The organism is Sulfurimonas sp., from assembly GCF_026991475.1.
Classification (GTDB): Bacteria; Campylobacterota; Campylobacteria; order Campylobacterales; family Sulfurimonadaceae; genus Sulfurimonas.
In genome coordinates this window covers 1-23,614 of the sequence record NZ_JALXBK010000035.1, presented here as the reverse complement: position 1 = coordinate 23,614, position 23,614 = coordinate 1, and the positions used below count along the sequence as shown (strand labels likewise).

Genomic DNA, 23,614 nt, shown 5'->3' with positions numbered 1-23,614 from the left:
TCGGAACTGGTCACTTACCATCTCACAACTTGCCATCTTTTTCGATGGCAGGTTGGATGATGCTTTAGATTTATGATACAATTTTAGGAATTATCCGATGCTGACACAGATTATTGAACACTACCTTAAAAAGCTTAATACCAATACTTGCCGTTATTCGAAAATCATAATTTTTTATCATATATGGAGCTTCTAAAGACTCTAATATCTTTTGTGCAATAATGCGTACACTATCCATCGCTGCATCACGATCTTTCTTAGATATATCGAGCAGAACAACAAACTCATCACCGCCTAATCTTGCTGCAATGTCATTTTCTCGTATTGCATTTTTTATTCTAAGTGCAGCCTCTACGAGTACTAAATCACCAACATCATGTCCAATCGTGTCGTTTACTCCTTTAAAATTATCCAAATCTATAAACATTAATGCATTATATTCATTGTTTCTATGACTTCTTTGGAGTGATGTTTGTATATACTTTTTCAGTAGTAATCTGTTTGGTAAACCTGTTAAAATGTCATAATAAGCAAGTTTTAATATCTTCTCTTCGTACTTTTTTCTATCTGTAATATCCATAATAGCTGATACTCTTACCTTCTTTCCAGCTAAGAGTAGATTATGTCCACGTATCATTGCCAGAAAAGAAACACCATTTTTTTTAAGCATATTAGCTTCATATGGTTCTTTATCATCTAGCTGAATATAATTTTTTACTAAATCATGGGAGCTGGAATCAACAAATTCTAAAGCAAATTTACCTATTATTTCCTCTTTAGCGTAACCAAAAAGTTCTATAGCCACTTTATTCACTAGTACACATTTTTTATTTTCATCAAATATTAAAATGGCTTCTATTGTTGCATCTAAGAGAGTTTTAAAAGATGCTATTGCCCTGTTTTTCTCTTCTAAAAGTGCTTTTTCAAGCTTTTTTGGTTCTGTTATATCTACACCAATATTTATGATGACCTCTTTGTTATCACTCCATAAAGCTGTATGCGCACGAAAAGAGTAATAACATCCATTTTTAGAGTTTTTGTTTTCCCATTCAAAGGTTTTATCAATAGGAAATTGGGATGAATCATCAGTGCAAGCTAAAGGACAAAAAGAGCATGGAGAATCTTCATTTATTTGAAGAGTTGTATAACAAACTTTACCAATTACTTGGCCAAACTCTTTTATACATTTCTTATTTGCATACAAAATCTCATATGTTTTCAAATCAATAACATATATCAATGCATCTGTATGATTAACAATGATTTCCATAGGATCTATTAGTTTATTATTTAACATTTTGCTTTTTTTATTCATTTTTTCATACCACTATAATTATACCTATATATAGATTAAACATATGATTTTTATATATTACTTAATGACTGATTGATACAAAGTAGACGTATAGAAGTTTAAAGATTTTATGCGATAATTAAGTAGAAAACCATAATAAAAAGAGGAAGAATTTATGAATGAAAAGAGAATTGTACTGGGTGGTGGATGTTTTTGGTGTATAGAGGCTGTTTATAGAAATGTAAAAGGGGTTCTCTCTGCTGTGAGTGCTTATGCGGGTGGAGCGCGCCCAAATCCTAGCTATGAGAATGTCTGTTCAGGTGCTACGGGGCATGCGGAGGTTGTAGATATACACTATGACGCGGATGTAATATCGTTAGATGAAATTTTAGATATTTTCTTTGAAGTACATAACCCAACTACGCTCAATGCTCAAGGTGCAGACAAAGGCACACAATATCGTTCTGTGATTTACTATGCTAATGAGAGCGAAAAAGAGCTTATAGAAAATTCCATCAAAGAACATCAAAAAGATTTTGCACAAAAAATAGTGACAGAAGTTTCTTTTTTGCCTGAGGTTTATCCTGCTGAATCTTACCATCAGAATTATTATAATCAAAATGTATCACAAGGATATTGTCAAGTTATAATTGCTCCAAAATTACAAAAATTTATGACAAAATTTCCTGACAAATTAGTATAAATGTGCTAAACTATTTAAAACTTTAAAGAGAGGTAGTTATGGAAAAAGTATATGAATTAGCTATTGTTGGTGCGGGTCCTGCAGGTATTGCTGCTGCTATTGAAGGGTATATGCAAGGCATAAAAGATATTGTTTTACTAGAAAAAGATGAAAATCACAACTCTACAATTCGCAAATATTATAAAGATAATAAACGAGTAGATGTTGAGTGGAAAGGGCAAAAGGTTGAGCTTGATGGAAATATCTATTTTATAGATGGTACTAAAGAGACAACCTTAGACTTCTTTGATGAGATACTCAAACAACATGCCATAGAGTTACAGACGCATGTTGAAGTTACTGGTATTGAAAAAGAGAATGACTATTTCAATATTTATATGGCAGGTAAAAGCATTAAAGCTAAATATGTTGTTGTGACTATTGGGCGTATGGGTAAACCTAATAAACCTGACTATAAAATTCCGCCAGCAATTAGAAAAAAAGTAAATTATACTACTGATGAATGTAGCTCTGGTGAGAAAATTTTAGTAGTGGGTGGTGGAGATAGCGCTGTTGAGTATGCTGTTGATTTGAGTGAGAACAATGACGTTTCAATATGTTACAGACGCGAAACTTTTCGTCGTGCCAATCCTACTAACCAACAAAACATTGCAAATGCAATTATGCACAATGAAGTACGACCTATTTTAGGTGTGAATGTTGATGGGCTTGAGGCGACTGAAGATGGAAGAATCAATGTCCTTTTTAATGAAATAGAGCCAGAAGTGTACGATAGAGTTATTTACGCTATTGGCGGTACAACTCCAAGTGCATTTCTTGCAAGTTCTGGCATAAAAGAGGAAGATGGAAAACCTGTTCATGATGAAAATTATGAGACAAATGTAAAAGGACTTTTTGTAGCTGGTGACATCACTCAAGAGAGTGGAGGAAGTATTGCTCTTGGGCTAAACCATGGTTATGCTATAGCAAATTATTTGAATTCTAAGAAGTAGTGAGAGGGGAATCTTTCTCTCTAATTTCCCCCTCATCTGTCTCTAAAATAATTTCAATTTCACACTGTAGATACTGGGAGACGAGTAGGGGTGTGAAATTTGTATCTTCAAACGCAGCTTTTCTTGCTGCGTTTATAATTGCTTCTAAAAGCGAGTTGCTATTCGCATCCTTATACATACCTCTAAGTTCATCATTGAGATAAATTTTTACAGTAGTTACAACAGGCTCTTGAAGCAAAATATACTCTTGAAAGAGGGCATTTCTATCTATTTTTTGCTGCACCTGCAGTACTTCTTCTATGGCATCACGGGCAATTTGTAGTAAAACAGATCTAGCCACTATGTCCGCCTTTTGTTGATGATTTTGATGATAATCATAACATTGATTACTTGAAAGAGTGAGGCGAGTATGAAAGCGTAGTAGTGTAGTGTATCGATAGAGTGGGCTGTGTATGCAAGTGTAGCCATCGCGATGAGAAGTGTAAGTGGCATTGAGTGTGAGAGTCCAAAGAGAATGGTATCTGTAATGCCAAGTTCTTTTAAAAAGACTACAGAAGCAATAAGTCGCATTAAAATCATTACAATAGTAATAATAAGAGCCTCTTTTATAAGCCCATTCATAAAGAGTGCATCAAGATGAAATGAACTGCCGATATGGATGAAAAAGATAGGAATTAAAAATCCAAATCCAAATGATGCAAGTTTTTCAGGAAGTTCTCTTTTATGTTGAAAAAATGATGGAATAAATATTCCTGCTAAAAAAGAGCCAAGTGCAAGTTCAAGATGAAGGTATAGCATAGCACCTACAAGCAGAAAAAAGATACCCATAGAGAGTCTAATATCTTGTTCCGCTCTATCTTGATGGGGCATAAGTGCTGTTGCTACTTTTGGAAACCACCAAAAAAGTAGCTGCATAAAACGAAAAAGTAAAAACATAAAAAGTAAAAAAGCGAGAAGTGCCATAATATGTTGAAAAAGGACAAGCCCTACACCTGATTTCAAAGCAGCCGCAGTAATGGTAAGAATGACAATGCTTGTCACTTCTCCTATGCCACCTGCAACCATAGAGAGGTTAAGCCATGGCGTCTTTCCATACTCTTTTGCAAGTGAAGCGACAAGTCCTACAGAGATAAGAGGGAGTAGTACTATAAAAATCTTTCCAAGATGAAATTGCATTGCAAAGAGAATAGAAAATATATAGAGAATGATGAGGTAAAGAGAGACTTTTTTAACAATCCTCTTTGGCGTTTTAAGGACATCCTTGAGATTAATCTCCGTTCCTGCAATAAACATAAGGTATAAAAATCCAAACTCTGCAACTAAATTAAAAAGATGCTCATCATGCAAAAATCCAGCATACCCAAAGAGTGAACCTAAGATGATTTCGATGGGTGTTGTGGGAAGACGAAGCGCCTTTGCAATAAATGGCGATAACATTATAATAAGTGAAATTGTTACAATGAGTATAACGTTATCAGTCATGTTAGTTTACTTTTTTTGCAACTTCTAAGTGAAGAGATCGAAGCATTTCTAAATCTTGATGCATCCCTCTTCCTTTTGTCGTTAAGTAGTTTCCTATGACAATGGAGTTTGCCCCATTTTGAAATATCTCTGCCTGACGCTCACCAAACATAAGTTCACGCCCTCCTGCAACCATAATCCTTTGTGCTTTATCAACTGTTTTTCTTGTAAGTCTAATAAGAGCAAGTGCTTCATCAGTTGTAAGTGGATTTGGCTCAAGTTCTAGTGCAACATTGTGATGGTAAAAGTTAATTGGCACGGAGCTTGGGTTGAGAGATTTGAGAGATTGCAGCATTGCAACTCTATCTTCTTGACTCTCTCCAAGTCCAAAAATACCACCACTGATGAGGGTTAGTCCTGCTGCGTTTACATTTTGGCAAGTTTCATAACGCTCACTCCATGGGTGTGTTGTACAAATGTTTGGGTAAAAAGTTTCTGAAGTCTCTAGGTTGTGGTTGTAAGCTTTTATGCCAGATCCTTTAAGGATTAAGAGTTGTTCTAGCGTTGCTGTTCCATTGCATCCTATTAAACGCAGCTCGGGAGCTACTTTTTGTACCTCTTTTGCAACATCACACACAAATTTTAGGCTTTTATCTGTAAGCCCTTTATCTGCGGTTACTAAACAAAATCCCAAAGCACCATTGTCTCTAGCAGTTTGTGCCTCTTGAAGAATTTGTTCCATTGGTTTTTGCTTGTAGCGTTCTATATCTGCTTTGTATCTTACACTTTGAGAACAAAATTTACAATCCTCTTTACAAGTGCCGCTATTGATGTTGCAGATAGAACATAAAAATATCTCTTCATTCACTATTTTTGCCTTGTAAACGAAAAAGTCTCTTTAAGAGTGTAGCTATCTTCGCCTTTGGTTTGTGTGTAGTATTTTACTATAAATTCATCGTCAAGTACCTCAAGCAGTACACATTCAGATGTGGGTTTGTTTCTTGCACAGACCTCTCCAGGGTTTAAAAAGAGAGAACCTTCCACAAACTCCGTCTCAAATTTGTGGGTATGTCCAAATATAATGACCTCTGCATCACTGCTCATATAAAATGGTAGATGCATGAGTTTAAATTTTGTATTTGCAAGTTTAAAGTAGTATGGCTCTTGAACAAGATGATAGCGGTTATGATACTCTGCTAGATGCGCATCATTATTTCCATAAACTGCAATGTACTTTTTACCTGAATTTTCTAAAATATCAAGCGTTTGTGTTTCGACAATATCACCAGCATGAATAAAAAAATCAACACCATTTTCTAAAAGCATATTGACCGCTTTACGCGCTTTTTTTACTTTAGTATGGCTGTCTGATATGATTCCTATTTTCATGGTCTATTTTTTCTCGTCAATCTCTTCACGCGGTGTACGTGCTTTACATTTTACACACTCGTACACTTCTTTGTTTCTGTATGTTCTCGGTGCTAAAACACCCGTACAACCTTTCTCTTTACACTTGATGGTAGTTGGTTCAAATTTTGAAATAAACTTACATTCAGGATAATTTTCACATCCCCAGAATGGTCCTCTGCGTGAGTTTTTCAGGCTGATTTTACCGCCACAATCGGGACAAGGTGTTTCACTCACTTTCTCTTCGACATTGATGCTTTTTGTATTTTTACAATCAGGATAGTTTGAACAGGCTAAAAACTGCCCGTTGCGTCCATTTTTAACTATCATATCTGCGCCACATTTGTCACACTTTTCATCGGCAGTCGTCTCTTTTTTCTCGACTGCATTTCCTTCCTCATCACACTGCTGTGTATATTTACACTTAGGAAAACCACTGCAGGCGATGAAGTTTCCAAAGCGACCAGAACGAAGTAGTAGCTCATGCTCACCACATTTTGGACAAGTGATGCCAAGTGGTTTTGCAAGTTTGAGAGAGACTATGTTCTCTTTTCCCTCTTCAATTTGCTTCATAAATTTTCCATAAAAATCAAGGAGTAGTTTTTGCCAGTTGACTTTTCCCTCAGCAATCTCATCGAGTTCTTCTTCCATATTTGCAGTGAAGTTAATGTCCACAATGTTCGGAAAATTTTTCTCTAAAATTTCTGTAACAGTAAAAGCGATTTCAGTAGGAATAATCTGCTTTTTCTCAATAGTCACATAGGTACGGTTTGAGAGTGTTGCAATGGTCGGTGCATAAGTTGATGGACGACCAACCCCTTCAGATTCAAGTTTCTTAATTAATGATGCTTCAGAGTAACGAGCAGGCGGCTCAGTGAAGTGTTGCTCTGGTTTTATGCTTTGAATCTCTGCTTTATCACCTTCTTTTAATACTGGAAGGAGTTTGTCTTTATCTTCTGCACCAGTTACAGCGTAAAAACCATCAAAAATAAGCTTTCTACCACTTGCACGGTACTCATTTTCATTGCCTTTAAAGATGATGCTTTGTTGTTCAAATCGTGCATCTTCCATTTGACATGCCATAAAACGCTCATAAATAAGACGATAGAGTTTTATCTCATCTGCTTTTAAAAATGATTGTGCAACTTCTGGCGTAAACTGCAACATAGTAGGGCGAATAGCCTCATGTGCTTCTTGTGCATTTTTTGATTTTTTATTGTATGTTTTTGGCTCTTTTGGAAGATATTTTTTTCCAAATCTACTCTCAATTATTCCACGAACTGCACCAACTGCCTCTTGAGCCAAGTTGAGTGAATCGGTTCTCATATAGGTAATAACCCCTGAAGTTCCATCTGGAGTTTTTACACCCTCGTAGAGTGTTTGGGCTACCATCATTGTCCTTTTCGGTGTAAATCCAAGTCTGCTTGAGGCAGTTTGTTGGAGTGTTGAAGTCATAAATGGTGGTGGAGTAGAACTTTTACGCTGTTTTGTCTCTATTTTTGCAATGACAAAGGCATCATCTTTAACACTTTGTGTAATTGCATCTGCTGATTCTTTGTTTTTAATAGAGAGTTTCTCTATTTTTTCACCATTATGTTTTATAAGGTTTGCATCAATATTTGTTTTAAACGCAGTCTCTATACTCCAATACTCTTGAGGAATAAAGGCTTTAATTTCACGCTCTTTATCTACGACAAGCTTGAGTGTCGAGCTTTGAACACGCCCACCACTTAGACCCTTTTGGATTTTTGATGCTAAAAGAGGAGAGAGTTTATACCCTACTATTCTATCAAGCAGACGACGAGCTTGTTGCGCATTTACCATATCCATATCTATTTTTCTTGCTGATTCAAGGGCATGGTTTATGGCAGTTTTTGTAATCTCATGAAAGACAATACGAGGAAGTTCTAACGGGTCTTTTTTAATAGCATGGGCGATGTGCCATCCTATAGCTTCACCCTCGCGATCCTCATCGGTCGCGATATAGATGATGTCCGCTTTTTTAGCTTTTTCGCGTATCTCTTTTACAGTAGGCGCGTTCTCTTTTGCTACGGAGTACTTAGGTACAAGTTCATGTTTCTCTTCATCAAGAGTAATTCCAAAACGGGATTTTGGCAGGTCACGGATATGCCCTTTTGATGCAATAACATCATACCCTTTGCCTAAAAAGTTTTTGATAGTACGGGCTTTTGCAGGTGATTCAACAATAATTAACTTCAATTCTTTTTCCTATATATATAGTAGAGTGATTTGTTTTTTGATTGTGGAAGTGTAGCTAAAAAAGATTAAATTGTGAAAAATTATAAAAATTTACAACTTTTTCTAAAGTATTTTTTTTGATGACCGATTTAGTTTGCATCTAGGGCAAGGAAGCCTAAAGATAAAATTAAAAAATACAAGAGCGAAAGGCTCTTCCATAGAAAAGGATTTATTATGGGTTTTAGAATTAACACAAACATTGGTGCGATGAATGCGCATCGTAATGCTACTCAAAACAATGTCTCTTTGGACAAATCTCTTGAGAGATTAAGTTCTGGTCTTCGTATCAATACCGCTGCTGATGATGCTTCTGGTCTTGCTATTGCAAATCAATTGAAATCACAAGCGACAGGTCTTGGTCAAGCTATTCGTAATGCGAATGATGGTGTTGGTGTTGCTCAAACTGCCGATGGTGCACTTGATGAGTATGAAAATATCATTAACACTGTAAGAACAAAATCAATTCAAGCTGCTTCTGATGGTCAAAATGCTGACTCTCGTAAAGCTATTCAGTCAGACATTGACAAACTTATGCAAGAAGCAAATAACATTGCAAAAACTACTTCGTTTAATGGTCAAAAACTACTTGATGGTAGTTTTCAAAATAAAGCGTTCCACATTGGTGCATACTCTAATGAAACAGTGGGTATAAACATCTCAAATACACAGACAAATACTATTGGTCGTCATGTTGATGCTACAGGTAGTGTGGCTGTTGATACGAAAGCACTTACTGCTGCTGGTGCGTTAACAATTAATACTGATGCACTTAGCTCTGCTGTAAAAGTTGGTGCAACTTCTGCTGATTTAGGTGAAGCTAACGATACTGTAAGTATTGCACACAGTGCTGATTCTGCTTGGGCAAAAGCAATGGCTATTAATGCTGTATCTACAAAAACTGAAGTAACTGCTATAGCTTCTACTGAAGTTGATGGTTCTGCTGTTACTTCTGGTACAATCAGTGCAGGTCAATTGACAATAAATGGTATAGATATTGGTAAAGTTGATGTTAAGGCGAGTGACTCTGATGGTTCATTAATGAACGCCATTAATGCACAAACAAGTAAAACAGGTGTTGTTGCTACTAATGAAGGTGGTTCTCTTGTTTTACATTCAAATGATGGTAGTGATATTAAAGTCTCTGGTGCTAGTGCGGTATCTGGTATATCTGGTCTCGCACAAAAAGTGAATACTGGTGATATTACTTTAGTTTCTGATCATAATGTTCAAATGACAGCTGGTGCTTCACATGTTGGTTTTACAGTAAGCGCAAAACTTTCAGGAGAGACAAGTAGTACACTTAGTCAGATTGATGTAACTACAAGAGATAGTGCTGAAAAAGCTATTCGTACAACTGATTCTGCATTGAAACAACTTGATGCAATTCGTTCAAACATCGGTTCTACTCAAAATCAACTTGAGTCTACTGTAAGAAATATTTCTGTTACACAGGTAAATGTTACGGCTGCTGAATCTCAAATTCGTGATGTTGACTTTGCTGCAGAGAGTGCAAACTTTGCAAAACATAACATATTAGCGCAATCTGGTGCTTATGCTATGAGTCAAGCAAATGCTGTACAACAAAATGTTCTAAGACTACTTCAATAGGTAGTTAAAGTGGAATGAAACCTGCTTTTTAGCTTTAAAAAGCAGGTTCATTTATGAGTATATATAGTAAAAATATAGCAGCGTTAGAGAGCGTAAACGCAGAGCTATCCGCAAAACTTTCCCAACTAACTACCAATGAAAAATATGAAGTCTTCGCAAGTGGGCACTATGCCGATGCAAATATTCTTGATACTCAGACAAATACTTTTATGTATGAAAAACGACCCATAGATGATATAGAAGAGACTTATGTTGAACTTATGAAAGAGTATAAGCTCTATAAAATTATGTATATTTATGGCATAGGTAATGGCCATCTTATAAATATGCTCCTGCAAAATCATTTTCACGAATTTATTTATGTTTTTGAACCAGAGCTAGAACTGCTCTACATTGCACTCAATCTTACAGATATTTCAGAAGATATAGTTTCTAAAAGAGTTATACTTATTCATACACAAGATTTTGATTCTGTTATATTTAGACGCATAGTTGAAGGTTTAGCGGTTGTACATCTTAAAGCGTATGATTTACGATTAAACGCAGCGTTTTATAATAGCTATGTGGATGATATAAAAAAAGTAAATCAAAATATACTTAAAATTTTTAGATACTATTTGGTTTCAACAGGAAATGATGCTACTGATGAACTTTTAGGCTTAGAGCATTTTGTGCAAAATTTACCTTTAATGTTAAAAAATCCCCAACTTAACAATCTTGTGCATAAGGGAAAAAACAGCGATACTGCTATTATTGTTGCCACTGGACCTTCACTCTCAAAACAGTTACCTCTTTTAAAAGAGATTCAAAATTATGTGACTATTATTGCTGCAGATGCTAGTCTGCCTGTTCTTGAAAAAGAGGGTATTAAACCTGATATTGTGACTACTATAGAGAGAACTGCAAGAACTGGTGAATTTTATGAGCATACAACACCATCATTTCAAAAAGATATAGTATTTGCTTTGACTGCAATTGTAGCGCAGGAGTTACTTGATAATATTAAAGAGGGACAGTTGCAACTTAGCATGCGACCAACAGGTTGGCATTATGCTTTTATGGAGTTTGAAAAGTATGGATACTTAGGACTTGGAATGAGTGCTGCAAATATGGCGTATGAGCTTGCAAGTAGTATGAATTTTAAACAAATTCTAATAATTGGACAAGATTTGGCTTACGCTAAAGATGGAAGAAGTCATGCTGAGAATCATATATTTGGAAATGATGAGATTAAGCAAAAAACATATGATGAGTATACAGAAGCGTATGGTGGAGATGGCGAAGTCCGTACTACAAAAGTGTGGAGGATGTTTTTAAATGGCTATGAAAATACTGTAATGCAAAACAAAGAGCAAGAGAAAACTTTTTTGACGATTAATGCTACAGAGGGTGGAGCAAGAATAAAAGGGACAATAGAGATGCCTTTTTCTCAAGCAGTCGAACAGTATGTTAAAAAAGAGCATATAAAAGAGAAAATAGTGTTAGACTTACCTTCAGAGGAGCTTTATAAAGCGCATATGATTCAAGCAGTAGAGAAACTTGAAGAGGCAATAGAGATTGGTAAAACAATGAAACGCAGTGTGAAAAAACTTTTAAAACTTCTTACTGCAGTCATTCGAAAATATAAAAAATATCCAATAGAAGATATACATTTGCATGCTAAAGAGAAAGAGTTGATAAAAATAGTAGATAAAATAGCAGTAAGTAGAGACTTATACTATAATGGAGAGTTTAAGAAATTTTACGAATCATTAATCTCACCACTTATTACTCATATAGAGTACGATATAGCTTACTGGAGTCTTCAAAAAGAGACAACAAATAAAGATAAGGTACACAAAGAGTGGAAGATGATACTTTTTCATCATGAGTGGGCATATAGAATTTTAGTAAATGTTGATGCTATTTTAGAAATATTAGAGCCTAGAGAGATAGAGTTGAAAAAGATAGTAGAAGAATTTTAAATAGTATGCAAAGATTATTAGCATTGATAGGAAGAGAAAAAGCTCTTTTTACAGAAGATATAAAACAGTATGAAAGAGAGTTGTCCAATATAGTAACAGCATCTTCTTTTCTAGTTCTTGGTGGTGCTGGAAGTATCGGTCAGGCAGTGGTAAAAGAGATATTTAAACGCAGCCCGAAAAAGCTTCATATTGTAGATATTAGTGAAAACAATATGGTGGAGCTTGTGCGAGACATAAGAAGCTCTTTTGGCTACATTGATGGTGAGTTCAAAACTTTTGCTCTTGATATAGGCAGTGTAGAGTATGATGCTTTTATAGCAGCAAACGGCAGGTATGACTATGTGCTTAATCTCTCCGCATTAAAACATGTACGCAGTGAAAAAGATGCCTTTACTTTAATGCGTATGATTGATGTCAATATTTTTAATACTGACAAGACACTAGTGCAAGCCAGACAAAAAAGAGCAAAAAAATACTTTTGTGTCTCAACTGATAAAGCAGCCAATCCCGTAAATTTGATGGGAGCATCAAAGAGAATTATGGAGATGTTTGTTAATCGCCGTTCAAAATACACAAAAGTTTCTATGGCACGATTTGCTAATGTTGCATTTTCAGATGGCTCACTTTTGTATGGCTTTAACAAACGTATAGAAAAAAGACAGCCTATTGTCGCGCCTAATGATATAAAACGCTACTTCGTCACACCACATGAGAGCGGTGAGCTCTGCTTAATGTCTTGTATATTTGGAGAAAATAGAGATATTTTTTTTCCTAAACTTGATGATGCTCTGCATCTTATCTCTTTTGCAGATATAGCTGTAAAGTATTTAAAATCCAAAGGCTATGAGCCTTATCTCTGCAAAGATGAAGATGAGGCAAGAGCCAAAGCAAAAACACTGCCAGATGAAGGAAAATGGCCTTGTCTTTTTACTAAAAGTGATACAACGGGAGAGAAAGATTTTGAGGAGTTCTATACAGATAAAGAGACGCTTGATATGGATAAATTTCAAAACTTGGGCATCATAAAAAATGAACTTGCATACGATGAAAATCTTCTAAACAGTTTTACAAAAAGTATCAATGCAATGAAAAAGTCTCTGCACTGGTCTAAAGAAGACATAGTCAAAGAGTTTTTTAGGCTGCTGCCTGATTTGAATTATGAAGATAAGAAGAAATATCTTGATGAGAAGATGTGATGCAAAAAATAGTAAATTTTATACAAACCCTCTACAACACAAAAGAGTTTATTCCCCTACATGAACCAAAATTCATAGGCAATGAAAAAAAATACTTAAACGAGTGCATAGACTCCACTTTTGTTTCAAGTGTAGGAAAGTTTGTTGATAGATTTGAAGAGGAGTTTGCCGCCTATGTTGGAAGCAAGTATGCTGTAGCGGTAGTAAACGGTACGGCAGCCTTACATGTATCACTGCGTTTAGCAGAGGTACAGGAGGGTGATGAAGTCATCACCCAGCCACTTACCTTTGTGGCCACTTGTAATGCCATTAGCTATTGTGGTGCGAAATCTATTTTTGTCGATGTTGATTTGGACAGTATGGGAATGAGCCCCCAATCACTGGAGAATTTTTTAGAGAAAAACTGTGAAATTCAGGATAATCAGTGTATCAATAAAGCAACGAAAAAAGTCATCAGAGCCTGTGTACCAATGCACACTTTTGGACACCCTTGCAAAATAGACGAAATCCAAAAAATATGCGAAACATGGCATATAACTTTAGTAGAGGATGCTGCTGAAAGTTTAGGAAGTTTTTATAAAAACAAACATACGGGAACTTTTGGAAAACTTGGTGCTTTTTCATTTAATGGCAATAAAATTATTACTTCTGGTGGTGGTGGCGTAATAGTTACAGATGATGAAGTGTTGGCAAAAAAAGCAAAACATTTGACAACAACGGCAAAACTTCCGCATGATTATGAGTATATTCACGATATAGTTGCCTATAATTACCGTATGCCAAATCTCAATGCTTCGCTTTTGGTCGCGCAAATGGAGGAGTTGGAAAAATTTTTGGCTTCTAAACGCAGTCTTACAGAGGAGTATACAAACTTTTTTACTCAATTTGACGATATAAATCTTATACAAGAGCCACATGGTACGCGTTCAAATTATTGGCTGCAGGCTGTTTTACTTAAAGATAAGGAAAATCGAGATGCATTGTTGCACTATACCAATGAAAATGGCGTGATGACACGGCCTATATGGAAGCTGATGAGTGAGTTGGAGATGTTTAGAGATTGTCAAAAAACAGATTTGAGCAATGCTGAATATCTGCAAGAGAGGGTGGTGAATTTGCCAAGTAGTGTACGATTATGAAAGAGAAAATAATTTTAATTGGCGGCGGTGGACATTGTAGAAGTGTTATTGATGTGATAGAGCAAGAAAATCGTTTTGAAATTGCTGGAATTATTGAAAAATATGTCGGTGAGTCAGAAGCGGTACTGGGCTATCCTATTATAGGTACAGATGATGAATTGCACATACTGCGCAAAAAGTATGATTATGCATTTGTTACTATTGGGCATATTGCATCCAACAGTGTAAGAGTTAAACTCTTTAATAAGCTTAAAGAATTTGGCTTTACCATTCCCGTTATTGTTTCCCCCTTTGCCTATGTTTCCAAGCATGCAAAGGTAGCAGATGGAACGGTAGTGATGCATCATGCTTTGGTAAACGCAGCGGTAGAGGTTGGTGAAAACTGCATTATAAATTCAAGGACTTTGCTTGAGCATGACGTTATAGTCGGCAATAATTGTCATATCTCTACGGGCGTAATTCTTAATGGTGGTGTAAGTGTAGAGGAGAATAGTTTTGTAGGGAGCGGCAGTGTTGTAAAGCAGGGGAATAAAGTTTCAGGGTTTATAAAAATGGGGAGCGTTGTAAAGTGAGTGTTTTTATCATTGCAGAGGCTGGAGTAAATCATAATGGTAGTGTAGAACTTGCCAAAAAACTCATTGATGTGGCAAGTGATGCAGGTGCAGATGCAGTCAAATTTCAAACATTTAAAGCAGAAAAACTTGTGAGTAAAAATGCACAAAAAGCAGAATATCAAAAAGAGACTACCGATGCTGATGAGTCACAATTTGCAATGATAAAAAAACTTGAACTTGATTTAGTGACCTATATAGAGCTAATGGCATATTGCAAAAATAAAGAGATAATGTTTCTCTCAACTCCTTTTGATCTGGAGAGTATTGCAATGCTTGATGATTTGGGACTGCAAATCTTTAAAATTTCAAGTGGGGAGATAACAAACCTGCCGTATCTTCGTGCTGTTGGGGCATTAAAAAAAAAGGTAATACTTTCTACCGGGATGGCAACAATGGATGAGGTAGGTGCTGCGTTTAGAGTGCTTGTGGAAGCGGGAACTCCCAAAAAAAATATCACTATTTTACATGCAAATACAATGTACCCAACTCCTATGGAAGATGTGAACCTTCGCGCCATGCCAAACATCGGTAAGACTTTCAATGTTGCTTACGGGTATAGCGACCATACGCTTGGCATTGAGGTAGATATAGCAGCTGTGGCACTGGGTGCGAGTGTGATAGAAAAACATTTTACGCTTGATAAAACAATGCAAGGACCTGACCATAAAGCATCATTAGAGCCTCATGAGCTTAAAGCCATGGTGCAGGGTATAAGAAATATAGAGCTTGCTCTTGGCAGTGAAGTAAAGAAACCTTCTCCTAGTGAGATACCAAATATGCAAGTAGCTCGTAAAAGCATTGTTGCTGCAAAAGAGATAAAAAAAGGGGAAATCTTAACTGTTGAAAATCTTACAGTGAAACGCCCTGGAAATGGAATGAGCCCTATGAAATGGGATGAAATTCTTGGAACTCCCGCCAAAAGGGATTATGAAGTGGATGATCTGATATGAACAAACGAAAAATCTGTGTCGTCACTAGCACTCGTGCTGAATATGGAATACTAAAACCACTTTTAGCAGAGATCGATGCAGATTCTTCTTTGAGCCTACAACTTGTTGTAACAGGTACACATTTAAGTGAAAAGTATGGAGAAACATACAAAGAGATAGAAGCTGATGGCTTTACAATTGACGCAAAAATTGCTATGAATTTAGATGATGACAGCAATGAAGCACTCTCTTTGGCAATGGCACAGCTGCAGAAAAATATTACAAAAGTCTTTTCTGATTTAGAGCCTGATATTGTTGTTATTTTGGGTGATAGATACGAGATACTGAGTGTTGTAATAGCAGCTATGATGCTGCATATTCCCCTTGCGCATATTCATGGTGGAGAGCTTACAGAGGGTGCAATAGATGACTCAATACGACACGCAGTTACAAAACTCGCCCATCTGCATTTTACATCGACGGAGGAATATGCAAACAGGGTGATACAACTTGGGGAACAGCCTAGCAGAGTTTTTAATGTAGGCTCTTTGGCTGTTGAGCAGATTAAAAAGTTGCCACTACTCTCAAAAGAGGAACTAGAAAAATCATTTGCGTTTGAGTTTGGGGAGAAAAATATTCTAGTCACTTATCATCCAGAAACTTTGTCAAAACTCTCACCTCAAGAGCAGTTTCAAGAGTTACTCAATGCCTTAGATGAATTAAAAGATACGAAAATTATCTTCACAAAAGCCAATGCTGACTCGGGTGGAGCTATAATTAATAGAATGATAGAAGATTATGTTCAAAAAAATGGTGATAAGGCTATTGCGTTTAGTTCACTCGGACAGTTACGATATTTTAGCACCATTAAGTATGTAGATGCAGTTGTGGGAAACAGTTCAAGTGGCATACTTGAAGTTCCTAGTTTTTATAAGCTTACAGTAAATATTGGTGATAGACAAAAAGGAAGAACACAAGCCAAGAGTATTGTCAATGCAAAAATATTACAAAAAGATATAAAAAAGGCGATATATAAGGCGTATGATAAAAATTTTTTACAAATGATAAAAGGTGTTCAAAATCCCTATGAGTTAGAGGGAACAAGCAAAAAAATAAAAGAAGTTTTACTTAGTGTCGCACTTAATTCGATACTGCAAAAAAAGTTTTATGATATAAAAGAGGGTTGTGATGAATAAGTATAAAGATATTTTACTGCAAAAAGATTCCACCATTAAAGAAGCACTTGAAGTTATTGATAAGGGTGCTATGCGTATTGCCATTGTGTTAGATGATAAGGAAAAAGTGATAGGAACATTGAGTGATGGTGATATTCGGCGTGGGCTTTTAAATGGTCTGCATTTAGATTCTTCCATTGAAAGTCTTTACTTTAAAGAGCCGACTCTTGCAAATATCAATGATGCTAAAGAGATCATTATTCAAAAAGCAGTGCGTAAGCAGATATACCAGATTCCTATTGTTGACAATGATGGCAAGCTTGTAAAGATCGAAGAACTCTCCAACCTTTTAAAGACAGATGCAAAGCATAACAGAGTTGTACTTATGGCAGGTGGTCTTGGAACGCGTCTACGTCCTTTGACACAAGATACTCCAAAACCACTTCTAAAGGTTGGAAATAAGCCTATTTTAGAGACTATAGTAGAGAATTTCGCAAAGTATGGTTTTATTAATATTACAATCAGTGTGAATTATAAAGCAGATATGATAAAAGAGTATTTTGGTGATGGGAGTGCTTTGGGTGTCAATATTGACTACATTGAAGAGAGTAAGAGACTTGGTACTGCTGGGGCACTTTCACTTATAAAAGAGAGACCGCAGGAGCCATTTTTTGTGATGAATGCAGATCTACTTACAAATGTAAACTTTGAGCATCTCTTAGATTTTCATCTTATAGAACGCTCTGTCGCGACTATGTGCGTGCGTGAGTATGACTATCAGGTACCTTATGGTGTGATAGAGACAGAGGGAAGTCTGATAACATCAATAGAGGAAAAGCCTCTTCATAAGTTTTTTGTAAACGCAGGTATATATATGCTTTCACCGCAAGTTTTTGAGTATATTCCTAAAAATGAATTTTATGATATGCCGACACTTTTTGAAGATATTATTACTGAGGAACTCAAATGTGTCTCTTTTCCTATTCATGAGTATTGGCTTGACATTGGAAGAATGGAAGAGTTTGAACAGGCACAAAATGAGTATAATGAGGTTTTTTAAGTGAAAGTTTTACTCATAGGTTTTGGCTCTATTGGCAAGCGACATTTTGATGTTTTATCTAGCTTGCCTCAAATATCTTCAATAGATTTATTAACACAACAAAAAGTAAAAATATGCCAATGTTATAAAAAGTTTGAAGAGATAAAAAACCTGAATGTATATGATTACTTTGTTATAGCTTCTCCGACCTATAAACATTATGAACAGTTGCAATATTTAGAGAAAAATGTCTCAGGAAAATTGATTTTATGTGAAAAACCTTTATTTGAGACTACAAAGAATTTGCATATTAGAAATAACCAAGTTTTTGTTGGTTATGTTTTACGCTTTCATCCTCTGCTGTTGAAACTCAAAGAGTTTATAAAAAATGAAAAAATTATCTCTTTTTATGCAAAATGTGGACAATATTTACCTACATGGAGACCTCAAACTGATTATAGGGACTCTTATAGTGCAAAAAAGAGAGAAGGTGGCGGTGTTTTACTTGATTTAAGCCATGAAATTGACTATGCGCAGTGGATATGTGGTGTCTGTCAAGAGATTAAAAGTTATCAAAGTAAAGTCTCTGATTTAGAGATAGATTCAGATGATTTGACAATGTTTATAGCTAAAACAAGCCAAGATGTTTTTGTCAATATATCAATGGATTATATTAGTAAGATAAGTCATAGAAGAGTTGTTTTAGAAACATTGGACAATACATATGAACTTGATTTTATTGCAAATAAACTTACTAAAAAAGATAGGTTTGCAGATGAAGAAATTTATGATTTTTCAACACTAGAGAGAAATTTAATGTTTGAACAGATGCATATAGATATTTTAAGCGAACAAAAATATATATCTACTTTTGAGGAAGGATTAGAAGTAATGCAGACGATTACAACAATTGAGGAACAAAATAGATGAGTAAGATTTTATGTACGATATGTGCACGAGGTGGTAGTAAAGGTGTTAAGAATAAAAATATTAAGCCTATTTATGGAAAGCCTTTAATCGCATATACAATTGAACAGGCATCGAAGAGTGGCTTATTTGAGCATATTGTAGTAAGTACAGACTCAGATGCTATTGTAACAATCGCGAAGGAGTATGGCGCGGAAATTTTTTTTAAACGCAGTGAAGTAATGGCAAGTGACAAGGCAGGAAAGTTGGATGTAATTCGTGATGCTTTTGAGCGAAGTGAGGCTTATTATGGTACTCAATTTGATTATTTAGTTGATTTAGATGCGACTGCACCACTGCGAATAGTAGAAGATATTGCCAATGCCTTGAAACAATTTATACAAAATAATAATGATAATCTTATTACTGCCATGCCAAGTAGAAGAAGCCCATACTTTAACCTTGTTGAAGTAGATAAAACAGGGAAAGTATCTCTTTCAAAAAAATTAGATAAAAGCATTAAAAGAAGACAAGATACACCTAAAAGTTATGATATGAATGCCTCTATTTATATATGGAAGCGTAATGTTATTTTAAACGAAAATACTCTTTTTTTAGAAAATACTGGTTTATATGTAATGCCAGAAGAGAGATCAATTGACATAGATACAGAACTTGATTATAAGTTTGTAGAGTTTCTTATGAAGGAAAAAAATGTTAAAAAATAGAGTAATAGTTATTACAGGTGGGGCAGGGCTGATAGGTCAAGAGTTTGTAAAAGTAGTTATAAAAAATGGTGCTATAGCAGTTATTGCAGATATAAATACCGAGATAGGGAAAAAAGTAAAAAAAGAGTTATCTAAAAAGTTAAATACAGATAATATTCATTTTATAAAACTCGATATTACTTCTAAAAAATCATTAAAAAAGTGTATTGACAAGCTAGATAAGAAGTTTGGCAAGATTAATGCAATTGTCAACAATGCATATCCCAGAAATAAAAATTATGCAAGATCTTTTTTTGATGTAGAGTATGAAGACTTTGTAGAAAATTTAGGGTTAAATCTTGGAGGATACTTTGTTACATCACAACAGTTTGCGAAATATTTTCAAAAACAGGGATATGGAAATATAGTAAATATCTCTTCTATTTATGGAGTTGTAGCACCAAAATTTGAAATATATGAAGGTACTAAAATGACAATGCCTGTTGAGTATGCAGCAATTAAATCAGGACTTATTCATTTAACAAAATATATGGCAAAATATTTTAAAGGTATGAATATTAAAGTCAATGCTCTAAGCCCCGGAGGTATCTTTGATGATCAAGATCCGTTATTTCTCTCTGCCTATAAGCAACAATGTTTATCTAAAGGGATGTTGAATAAAAGTGATTTAGCAGGGACTTTAGTCTATTTACTTAGTGATATGAGTCAATATGTAAATGGTCAAAATATTATAGTAGATGATGGCTTTTGTTTATGAAAGCTCTCTAAAGTATTTACTCTTTTTGTCGATGTAACTATTAAGAATAAAAAAAAGGATTTGTCATGGGTATATCATCATTAGGTGTCGGTTCAAATGTTTTGACGCAAGATGTCATTGACCAGTTAAAGGCGGCGGATGAATCTCAGTATGTACAGCCAATAACTACGAAAATTTCTGCTGAAAAAAGTAAAGCTGGTCAGCTGAATATTATAAATGCTTTGATGGATAATTTGACAGAAAGTACGGGGAATGTTTCTCAGTATGGACTTTTTGATACACGTACTGCGACTGCAACAGGAAGTGCTGTTTCTGTAACAGCAAATTCTGGTAGTGATATTCAAGATTTTAGTATAACTGTAAATAATCTTGCAACAAAAGAGATAGAACAATCTGGCTCTTTTTCTTCTGCAACCTCTACCATTGCTTCAGGTGATGGTAGCATGAAATTAAGTGTTGGTTCAAAAGATTTTACTTTTAACTATAATGCTGCGATGACCTTGAGTGACTTAAAAGATCAGATAAATAAAGATGCAGGAAGTACGGTTCAGGCTAGTATTGTTGAAGTTGGGGCAAATGATTTTCGTCTTTTTTTAACTTCAGCAGATACTGGAACTGGTCATGATATTTCTATTAGTGATAATGACAGCGGTTTAGATGATCAATTAAAAGCAGATACAGATACAACAGATGGTTATACAAATGTGCAAAGTGCTACAGACGCAAGTTTTAAGTATAACGGACTTGATATAACAAGAAAGAGTAATACGGTAAGTGATTTACTCTCTGGTGTAACAATTCAACTTAAAGAGTCTGGTACATCTGATGTCAGTGTAAAACAAGATGTTGCGGGTATTGAAGATAAGCTTGATAGCTTTGTTTCAAAATTTAATTCGGCTATAACACAACTCAATACCATGACAAAATCAAGTCAAGATGCAAAAGAGAGAGGGACTTTTTCTAACGATACTACAATTAAAGCGATGAAAAATAACATTATTAATATGGTTGGTACCGCTGGAGATAGTGTTGGAGGGCGTTTAGCTGATTATGGTTTTGCTTCTAATAGAGATGGAACCATTTCACTAGATCATTCAAAATTTGAAGAGAAATTGAAAGAAAATCCAGGTAATGTTGAGGCATTTTTTTCAGGTGGAACTTTTGTAGAGCCTAATGGAAGTACAAAGAGTATAGATGGTGCTTTTGACCAAATGAAAAATACTCTTGATCGTTACACTCGTTATAACGGTTCATTAGACCAGTTAAAAACATCATACTCAACAAGGATTTCTTCTCTTGAAGACCAAAAACAACAAGCAGCAGATAGACTTACATCAAAATACAATATTATGGCAAAAAGATTTGCAGCTTATGATTTGATGATCAGTAAAATTAACTCGGCATCTAGTATATTTACACAGCTTGCAAATGCGCAGGCAGCATCAGCTAGTGGACGATAAAGGTAGCTGTTTTTGTTAAAGTAATTTAATAAAAAGCCGATGTAACATGAAAGAAATAAAAGATAAAAAAGGATTGCAAATGTACGCAGGGACAGCTTATAATACATATGTGGAAAATAGTGTTGGAATTGAATCTCCATCAAAATTGATTGAGATGTTATATGAGGGTGTACTTCGTTTTAATGCACAAGCAAAGAAAGCAATAAAAGATAAAAATATTGAAAAAAAGATTTATTGGCTTAATCGTTCTGTAGCAATTGTTACGGAATTGGTAGCTATTTTAGATATGAAGCAGGATGGTACTATTGCAAAGTATTTAGAAGGTTTGTATAATTATGAAATACAACTTCTTATGGAAGCTTCTCTCGATGGTAATATTGAAAAAATTGATGAAGTGACAAATGTTTTTAAAGGGCTTTTAGAGGCTTGGAGAGAAACTACGAATGTGGCTTAAAAAGCTAAAAATTGCAGTCATACAAAAAGATACAAAATCGCTTGATGTACTTTTAAATGATATTCCTACATTGGAAGATGCTAAGGAGATAGAAGAAGCGCTTTACCTTCTTCAAGAGGCACAAAAGATTGTTCAAACTTTTAAAGATGAGACAGCTTCTTCTATGCTTCAGATGAAAAAAAATATTGATTTTTTAAATTCGGCAACTGCAAATAAAACCGCAAAGTTTGACATTACTTTGTAGCTTTTTTCTTCTTTATTCCAAATTGTAAACTTCTTATGGTGTATTCGCTAACTACAGCACCTTTTCGCGTAGCTAAAATATGCTCTATTGCATCGGCAATATCTTCGCTAAGTAGTTTTTCATTTTCTTTATCACTCACATCGAAACGCAGTGTGTTGTAAAAGTTACTTTGTGTCATATCTGGGTTAATATTTGTGATGCTAAGAGTGCTTTTTCGAGTCTCTTCAAAAAGTGCATCACCGAAAGCTCGCAAACCTGCTTTTGTAGCAGAATAAACGGCGGCAAATTTACTTGCACGCAGGGCTTCTATGGAATTTATGTTGATGAGGTAGCCACTGTTTTGTTTGAGTGAGCGTAGTGTTGCGTTTGTTAGTAGCATTGGTGCTGTAAGGTTTAGAAATGTCATTTGTATTATTGTCGCAACGCCAAGCTCTTCATGTGGTTCGAATTTTCCAAAACCTGCTGCGTTTACAAGTATACTTATATCCTCTTTTTTTAGGAGTTCACAGAGTTTTATGACTGCGTTTGAATCAGTGAGGTCACACTGCAGTGCTTGAAAATTTTCTCCCTGAAAATCATCTGCTACTACATTTCTGCTAATACCTATAACAGAGTAACCAAGAGCTAACAGTCTGTTTGTTATTGCTTTGCCTATTCCGCTGCTTGCACCTGTAACTATTGCTCGTCTCAAAACCATTTCCACCTTTTTGCTATACTACGCTTATGAAAAACATATATATAACAGATTTAGACCATACATTTTTGCGTACAGACTTATCTATTAGTGATTATACTAAAAAAATTTGGAACTCGTATGCTCCCGAGTCGATTTTATCTATTGCCACAGCAAGAACATATAAAAAAACGCAGCAGTTTTTAAAAGGGGTAGAGGTAAATGCTCCGATGATACTCCTTGATGGCGCACTTATCGCTACAAAAGATAAAAAAATCATAGATACAAAGTTTATAAATAAAGAGTTTGGTGATGCTATTATAGAAGAAGGTTCAAGGTTGGGTATTTACCCTTTTGTGCTCTCTTTGGTCGATGATGAGCTAAATGAAGCCTTTTCCTACTCTACAAGGCTAAATAGTTACCAGAGTGAAATTATAAAACGCTATCTTGGCGATGAGTATACTGAAGCTTTTGATGATTTGCGTGCAATGGAGAATAATTTTAAAATTGTTTATATGGCAGAAGAGATGTTACTGCAGGCTTTAGAGCAAAATCTTAGAATAATTTTTGGAGATGAATTGAAGTATGTTTTAGCTCCAGAAGCTTATATGG

At 35.3% G+C, this 23,614-nt stretch carries 24 protein-coding genes; 17 read left to right on the top strand and 7 right to left on the bottom strand.

Features of this window, described 5'->3' with window-relative positions:
- Positions 1-70: 70 nt before the first annotated feature.
- Positions 71-1,315: a sensor domain-containing protein gene (locus tag MV589_RS02550; protein WP_297431745.1), complete on the bottom strand. Its 1,245-nt coding sequence runs from the start codon at positions 1,313-1,315 to the stop codon at positions 71-73.
- 154 nt (positions 1,316-1,469) lie between these two features.
- Here MV589_RS02550 and msrA point away from each other — a divergent pair, with 154 nt between their 5' ends.
- Both msrA and MV589_RS02540 read left to right on the top strand, forming a co-directional pair.
- Positions 1,470-1,997, top strand: coding sequence for a peptide-methionine (S)-S-oxide reductase MsrA (msrA, locus tag MV589_RS02545; RefSeq protein ID WP_297431743.1), 528 nt, complete (start codon positions 1,470-1,472; stop codon positions 1,995-1,997).
- A 38-nt stretch (positions 1,998-2,035) separates the two neighbouring features.
- Positions 2,036-2,989, top strand: coding sequence for an NAD(P)-binding domain-containing protein (locus MV589_RS02540; RefSeq protein ID WP_297431741.1), 954 nt, complete (start codon positions 2,036-2,038; stop codon positions 2,987-2,989).
- On the opposite strand, the gene MV589_RS02535 is transcribed toward MV589_RS02540, so the two are convergent.
- The 5 genes from MV589_RS02535 to topA are packed head-to-tail and all read right to left on the bottom strand — an operon-like array spanning position 2,979 to position 8,077.
- Positions 2,979-3,329, bottom strand: coding sequence for an AMMECR1 domain-containing protein (locus tag MV589_RS02535; RefSeq protein WP_297431739.1), 351 nt, complete (start codon positions 3,327-3,329; stop codon positions 2,979-2,981). The two genes, MV589_RS02540 and MV589_RS02535, sit on opposite strands and share 11 nt — an antisense overlap.
- The gene (locus tag MV589_RS02530; RefSeq protein ID WP_297431737.1) at positions 3,329-4,471 is read right to left on the bottom strand and encodes a cation:proton antiporter; all 1,143 of its coding nucleotides are present in this window, start codon (positions 4,469-4,471) and stop codon (positions 3,329-3,331) included. The genes MV589_RS02535 and MV589_RS02530 overlap by 1 nt, the downstream gene beginning before the upstream one ends.
- Before the next feature lies 1 nt (position 4,472).
- Positions 4,473-5,318, bottom strand: a complete 846-nt coding sequence (locus MV589_RS02525) for a biotin synthase (protein ID WP_297431735.1) — start codon at positions 5,316-5,318, stop codon at positions 4,473-4,475.
- On the bottom strand, positions 5,318-5,839 hold the full coding sequence (locus MV589_RS02520) for a YfcE family phosphodiesterase (protein WP_297431733.1): 522 nt from the start codon (positions 5,837-5,839) through the stop codon (positions 5,318-5,320). The genes MV589_RS02525 and MV589_RS02520 overlap by 1 nt, the downstream gene beginning before the upstream one ends.
- A 3-nt stretch (positions 5,840-5,842) precedes the next feature.
- The gene (gene topA / locus MV589_RS02515) at positions 5,843-8,077 is read right to left on the bottom strand and encodes a type I DNA topoisomerase (protein WP_297431731.1); all 2,235 of its coding nucleotides are present in this window, start codon (positions 8,075-8,077) and stop codon (positions 5,843-5,845) included.
- Positions 8,078-8,290: 213 nt separating this feature from the next.
- Here topA and MV589_RS02510 point away from each other — a divergent pair, with 213 nt between their 5' ends.
- From MV589_RS02510 to MV589_RS02445, 14 genes are all read left to right on the top strand, one after another.
- Complete coding sequence (locus tag MV589_RS02510; protein ID WP_297431729.1) at positions 8,291-9,724, top strand: flagellin N-terminal helical domain-containing protein; 1,434 nt, start codon at positions 8,291-8,293, stop codon at positions 9,722-9,724.
- Positions 9,725-9,777: 53 nt separating this feature from the next.
- Positions 9,778-11,688: a motility associated factor glycosyltransferase family protein gene (locus tag MV589_RS02505; RefSeq protein ID WP_297431727.1), complete on the top strand. Its 1,911-nt coding sequence runs from the start codon at positions 9,778-9,780 to the stop codon at positions 11,686-11,688.
- Between the two features lie 5 nt (positions 11,689-11,693).
- Positions 11,694-12,884 carry a UDP-N-acetylglucosamine 4,6-dehydratase gene (locus tag MV589_RS02500; RefSeq protein WP_297431725.1) on the top strand — a complete coding sequence of 397 codons (1,191 nt, stop codon included), beginning with the start codon at positions 11,694-11,696 and terminating at the stop codon, positions 12,882-12,884.
- Entirely contained in the window at positions 12,881-14,023 is a 1,143-nt protein-coding gene (locus MV589_RS02495) for a LegC family aminotransferase (RefSeq protein WP_297431723.1), read from the top strand. Before MV589_RS02500 ends, MV589_RS02495 begins: the two co-directional genes overlap by 4 nt.
- A complete protein-coding gene (locus MV589_RS02490) occupies positions 14,020-14,595 on the top strand; it encodes a NeuD/PglB/VioB family sugar acetyltransferase (protein WP_297431721.1) in 576 nt (191 codons plus the stop codon). Before MV589_RS02495 ends, MV589_RS02490 begins: the two co-directional genes overlap by 4 nt.
- Positions 14,592-15,587: an N-acetylneuraminate synthase gene (neuB, locus tag MV589_RS02485; protein ID WP_297431719.1), complete on the top strand. Its 996-nt coding sequence runs from the start codon at positions 14,592-14,594 to the stop codon at positions 15,585-15,587. The genes MV589_RS02490 and neuB overlap by 4 nt, the downstream gene beginning before the upstream one ends.
- Complete coding sequence (gene neuC, locus MV589_RS02480) at positions 15,584-16,762, top strand: UDP-N-acetylglucosamine 2-epimerase (RefSeq protein ID WP_297431717.1); 1,179 nt, start codon at positions 15,584-15,586, stop codon at positions 16,760-16,762. Before neuB ends, neuC begins: the two co-directional genes overlap by 4 nt.
- Entirely contained in the window at positions 16,755-17,801 is a 1,047-nt protein-coding gene (locus MV589_RS02475; RefSeq protein ID WP_297431715.1) for a nucleotidyltransferase family protein, read from the top strand. The genes neuC and MV589_RS02475 overlap by 8 nt, the downstream gene beginning before the upstream one ends.
- Positions 17,802-18,710: a Gfo/Idh/MocA family protein gene (locus MV589_RS02470; protein ID WP_297431714.1), complete on the top strand. Its 909-nt coding sequence runs from the start codon at positions 17,802-17,804 to the stop codon at positions 18,708-18,710. It abuts the gene before it with no gap.
- The gene (locus tag MV589_RS02465; RefSeq protein WP_297431712.1) at positions 18,707-19,414 is read left to right on the top strand and encodes an acylneuraminate cytidylyltransferase family protein; all 708 of its coding nucleotides are present in this window, start codon (positions 18,707-18,709) and stop codon (positions 19,412-19,414) included. The genes MV589_RS02470 and MV589_RS02465 overlap by 4 nt, the downstream gene beginning before the upstream one ends.
- Entirely contained in the window at positions 19,401-20,171 is a 771-nt protein-coding gene (locus MV589_RS02460; protein WP_297431710.1) for an oxidoreductase, read from the top strand. The genes MV589_RS02465 and MV589_RS02460 overlap by 14 nt, the downstream gene beginning before the upstream one ends.
- Positions 20,172-20,236: 65 nt before the next feature.
- On the top strand, positions 20,237-21,631 hold the full coding sequence (fliD, locus tag MV589_RS02455; RefSeq protein ID WP_297431708.1) for a flagellar filament capping protein FliD: 1,395 nt from the start codon (positions 20,237-20,239) through the stop codon (positions 21,629-21,631).
- Positions 21,632-21,710: 79 nt separating this feature from the next.
- Positions 21,711-22,085 carry a flagellar export chaperone FliS gene (fliS, locus tag MV589_RS02450; RefSeq protein ID WP_297431747.1) on the top strand — a complete coding sequence of 125 codons (375 nt, stop codon included), beginning with the start codon at positions 21,711-21,713 and terminating at the stop codon, positions 22,083-22,085.
- Positions 22,075-22,329, top strand: coding sequence for a hypothetical protein (locus MV589_RS02445; protein ID WP_297431706.1), 255 nt, complete (start codon positions 22,075-22,077; stop codon positions 22,327-22,329). Before fliS ends, MV589_RS02445 begins: the two co-directional genes overlap by 11 nt.
- On the opposite strand, the gene MV589_RS02440 is transcribed toward MV589_RS02445, so the two are convergent.
- The gene (locus MV589_RS02440) at positions 22,319-23,020 is read right to left on the bottom strand and encodes an SDR family NAD(P)-dependent oxidoreductase (RefSeq protein WP_297431704.1); all 702 of its coding nucleotides are present in this window, start codon (positions 23,018-23,020) and stop codon (positions 22,319-22,321) included. The genes MV589_RS02445 and MV589_RS02440 overlap by 11 nt on opposite strands.
- A 32-nt stretch (positions 23,021-23,052) precedes the next feature.
- Here MV589_RS02440 and MV589_RS02435 point away from each other — a divergent pair.
- A partial coding sequence (locus MV589_RS02435) for an HAD family hydrolase (RefSeq protein WP_297431702.1) occupies positions 23,053-23,614 on the top strand: 562 nt, incomplete at its 3' end.

Coding starts and splice junctions, on each gene's coding strand:
- MV589_RS02550 (WP_297431745.1), bottom strand. CDS start 1,315: ATGAATAAAAAAAGCAAAATGTTAAATAATAAACTAATAGATCCTATG.
- msrA (WP_297431743.1), top strand. CDS start 1,470: ATGAATGAAAAGAGAATTGTACTGGGTGGTGGATGTTTTTGGTGTATA.
- MV589_RS02540 (WP_297431741.1), top strand. CDS start 2,036: ATGGAAAAAGTATATGAATTAGCTATTGTTGGTGCGGGTCCTGCAGGT.
- MV589_RS02530 (WP_297431737.1), bottom strand. CDS start 4,471: ATGACTGATAACGTTATACTCATTGTAACAATTTCACTTATTATAATG.
- MV589_RS02520 (WP_297431733.1), bottom strand. CDS start 5,839: ATGAAAATAGGAATCATATCAGACAGCCATACTAAAGTAAAAAAAGCG.
- MV589_RS02510 (WP_297431729.1), top strand. CDS start 8,291: ATGGGTTTTAGAATTAACACAAACATTGGTGCGATGAATGCGCATCGT.
- MV589_RS02505 (WP_297431727.1), top strand. CDS start 9,778: ATGAGTATATATAGTAAAAATATAGCAGCGTTAGAGAGCGTAAACGCA.
- MV589_RS02500 (WP_297431725.1), top strand. CDS start 11,694: ATGCAAAGATTATTAGCATTGATAGGAAGAGAAAAAGCTCTTTTTACA.
- MV589_RS02490 (WP_297431721.1), top strand. CDS start 14,020: ATGAAAGAGAAAATAATTTTAATTGGCGGCGGTGGACATTGTAGAAGT.
- neuC (WP_297431717.1), top strand. CDS start 15,584: ATGAACAAACGAAAAATCTGTGTCGTCACTAGCACTCGTGCTGAATAT.
- MV589_RS02475 (WP_297431715.1), top strand. CDS start 16,755: ATGAATAAGTATAAAGATATTTTACTGCAAAAAGATTCCACCATTAAA.
- MV589_RS02465 (WP_297431712.1), top strand. CDS start 18,707: ATGAGTAAGATTTTATGTACGATATGTGCACGAGGTGGTAGTAAAGGT.
- MV589_RS02460 (WP_297431710.1), top strand. CDS start 19,401: ATGTTAAAAAATAGAGTAATAGTTATTACAGGTGGGGCAGGGCTGATA.
- fliD (WP_297431708.1), top strand. CDS start 20,237: ATGGGTATATCATCATTAGGTGTCGGTTCAAATGTTTTGACGCAAGAT.
- fliS (WP_297431747.1), top strand. CDS start 21,711: ATGTACGCAGGGACAGCTTATAATACATATGTGGAAAATAGTGTTGGA.
- MV589_RS02445 (WP_297431706.1), top strand. CDS start 22,075: ATGTGGCTTAAAAAGCTAAAAATTGCAGTCATACAAAAAGATACAAAA.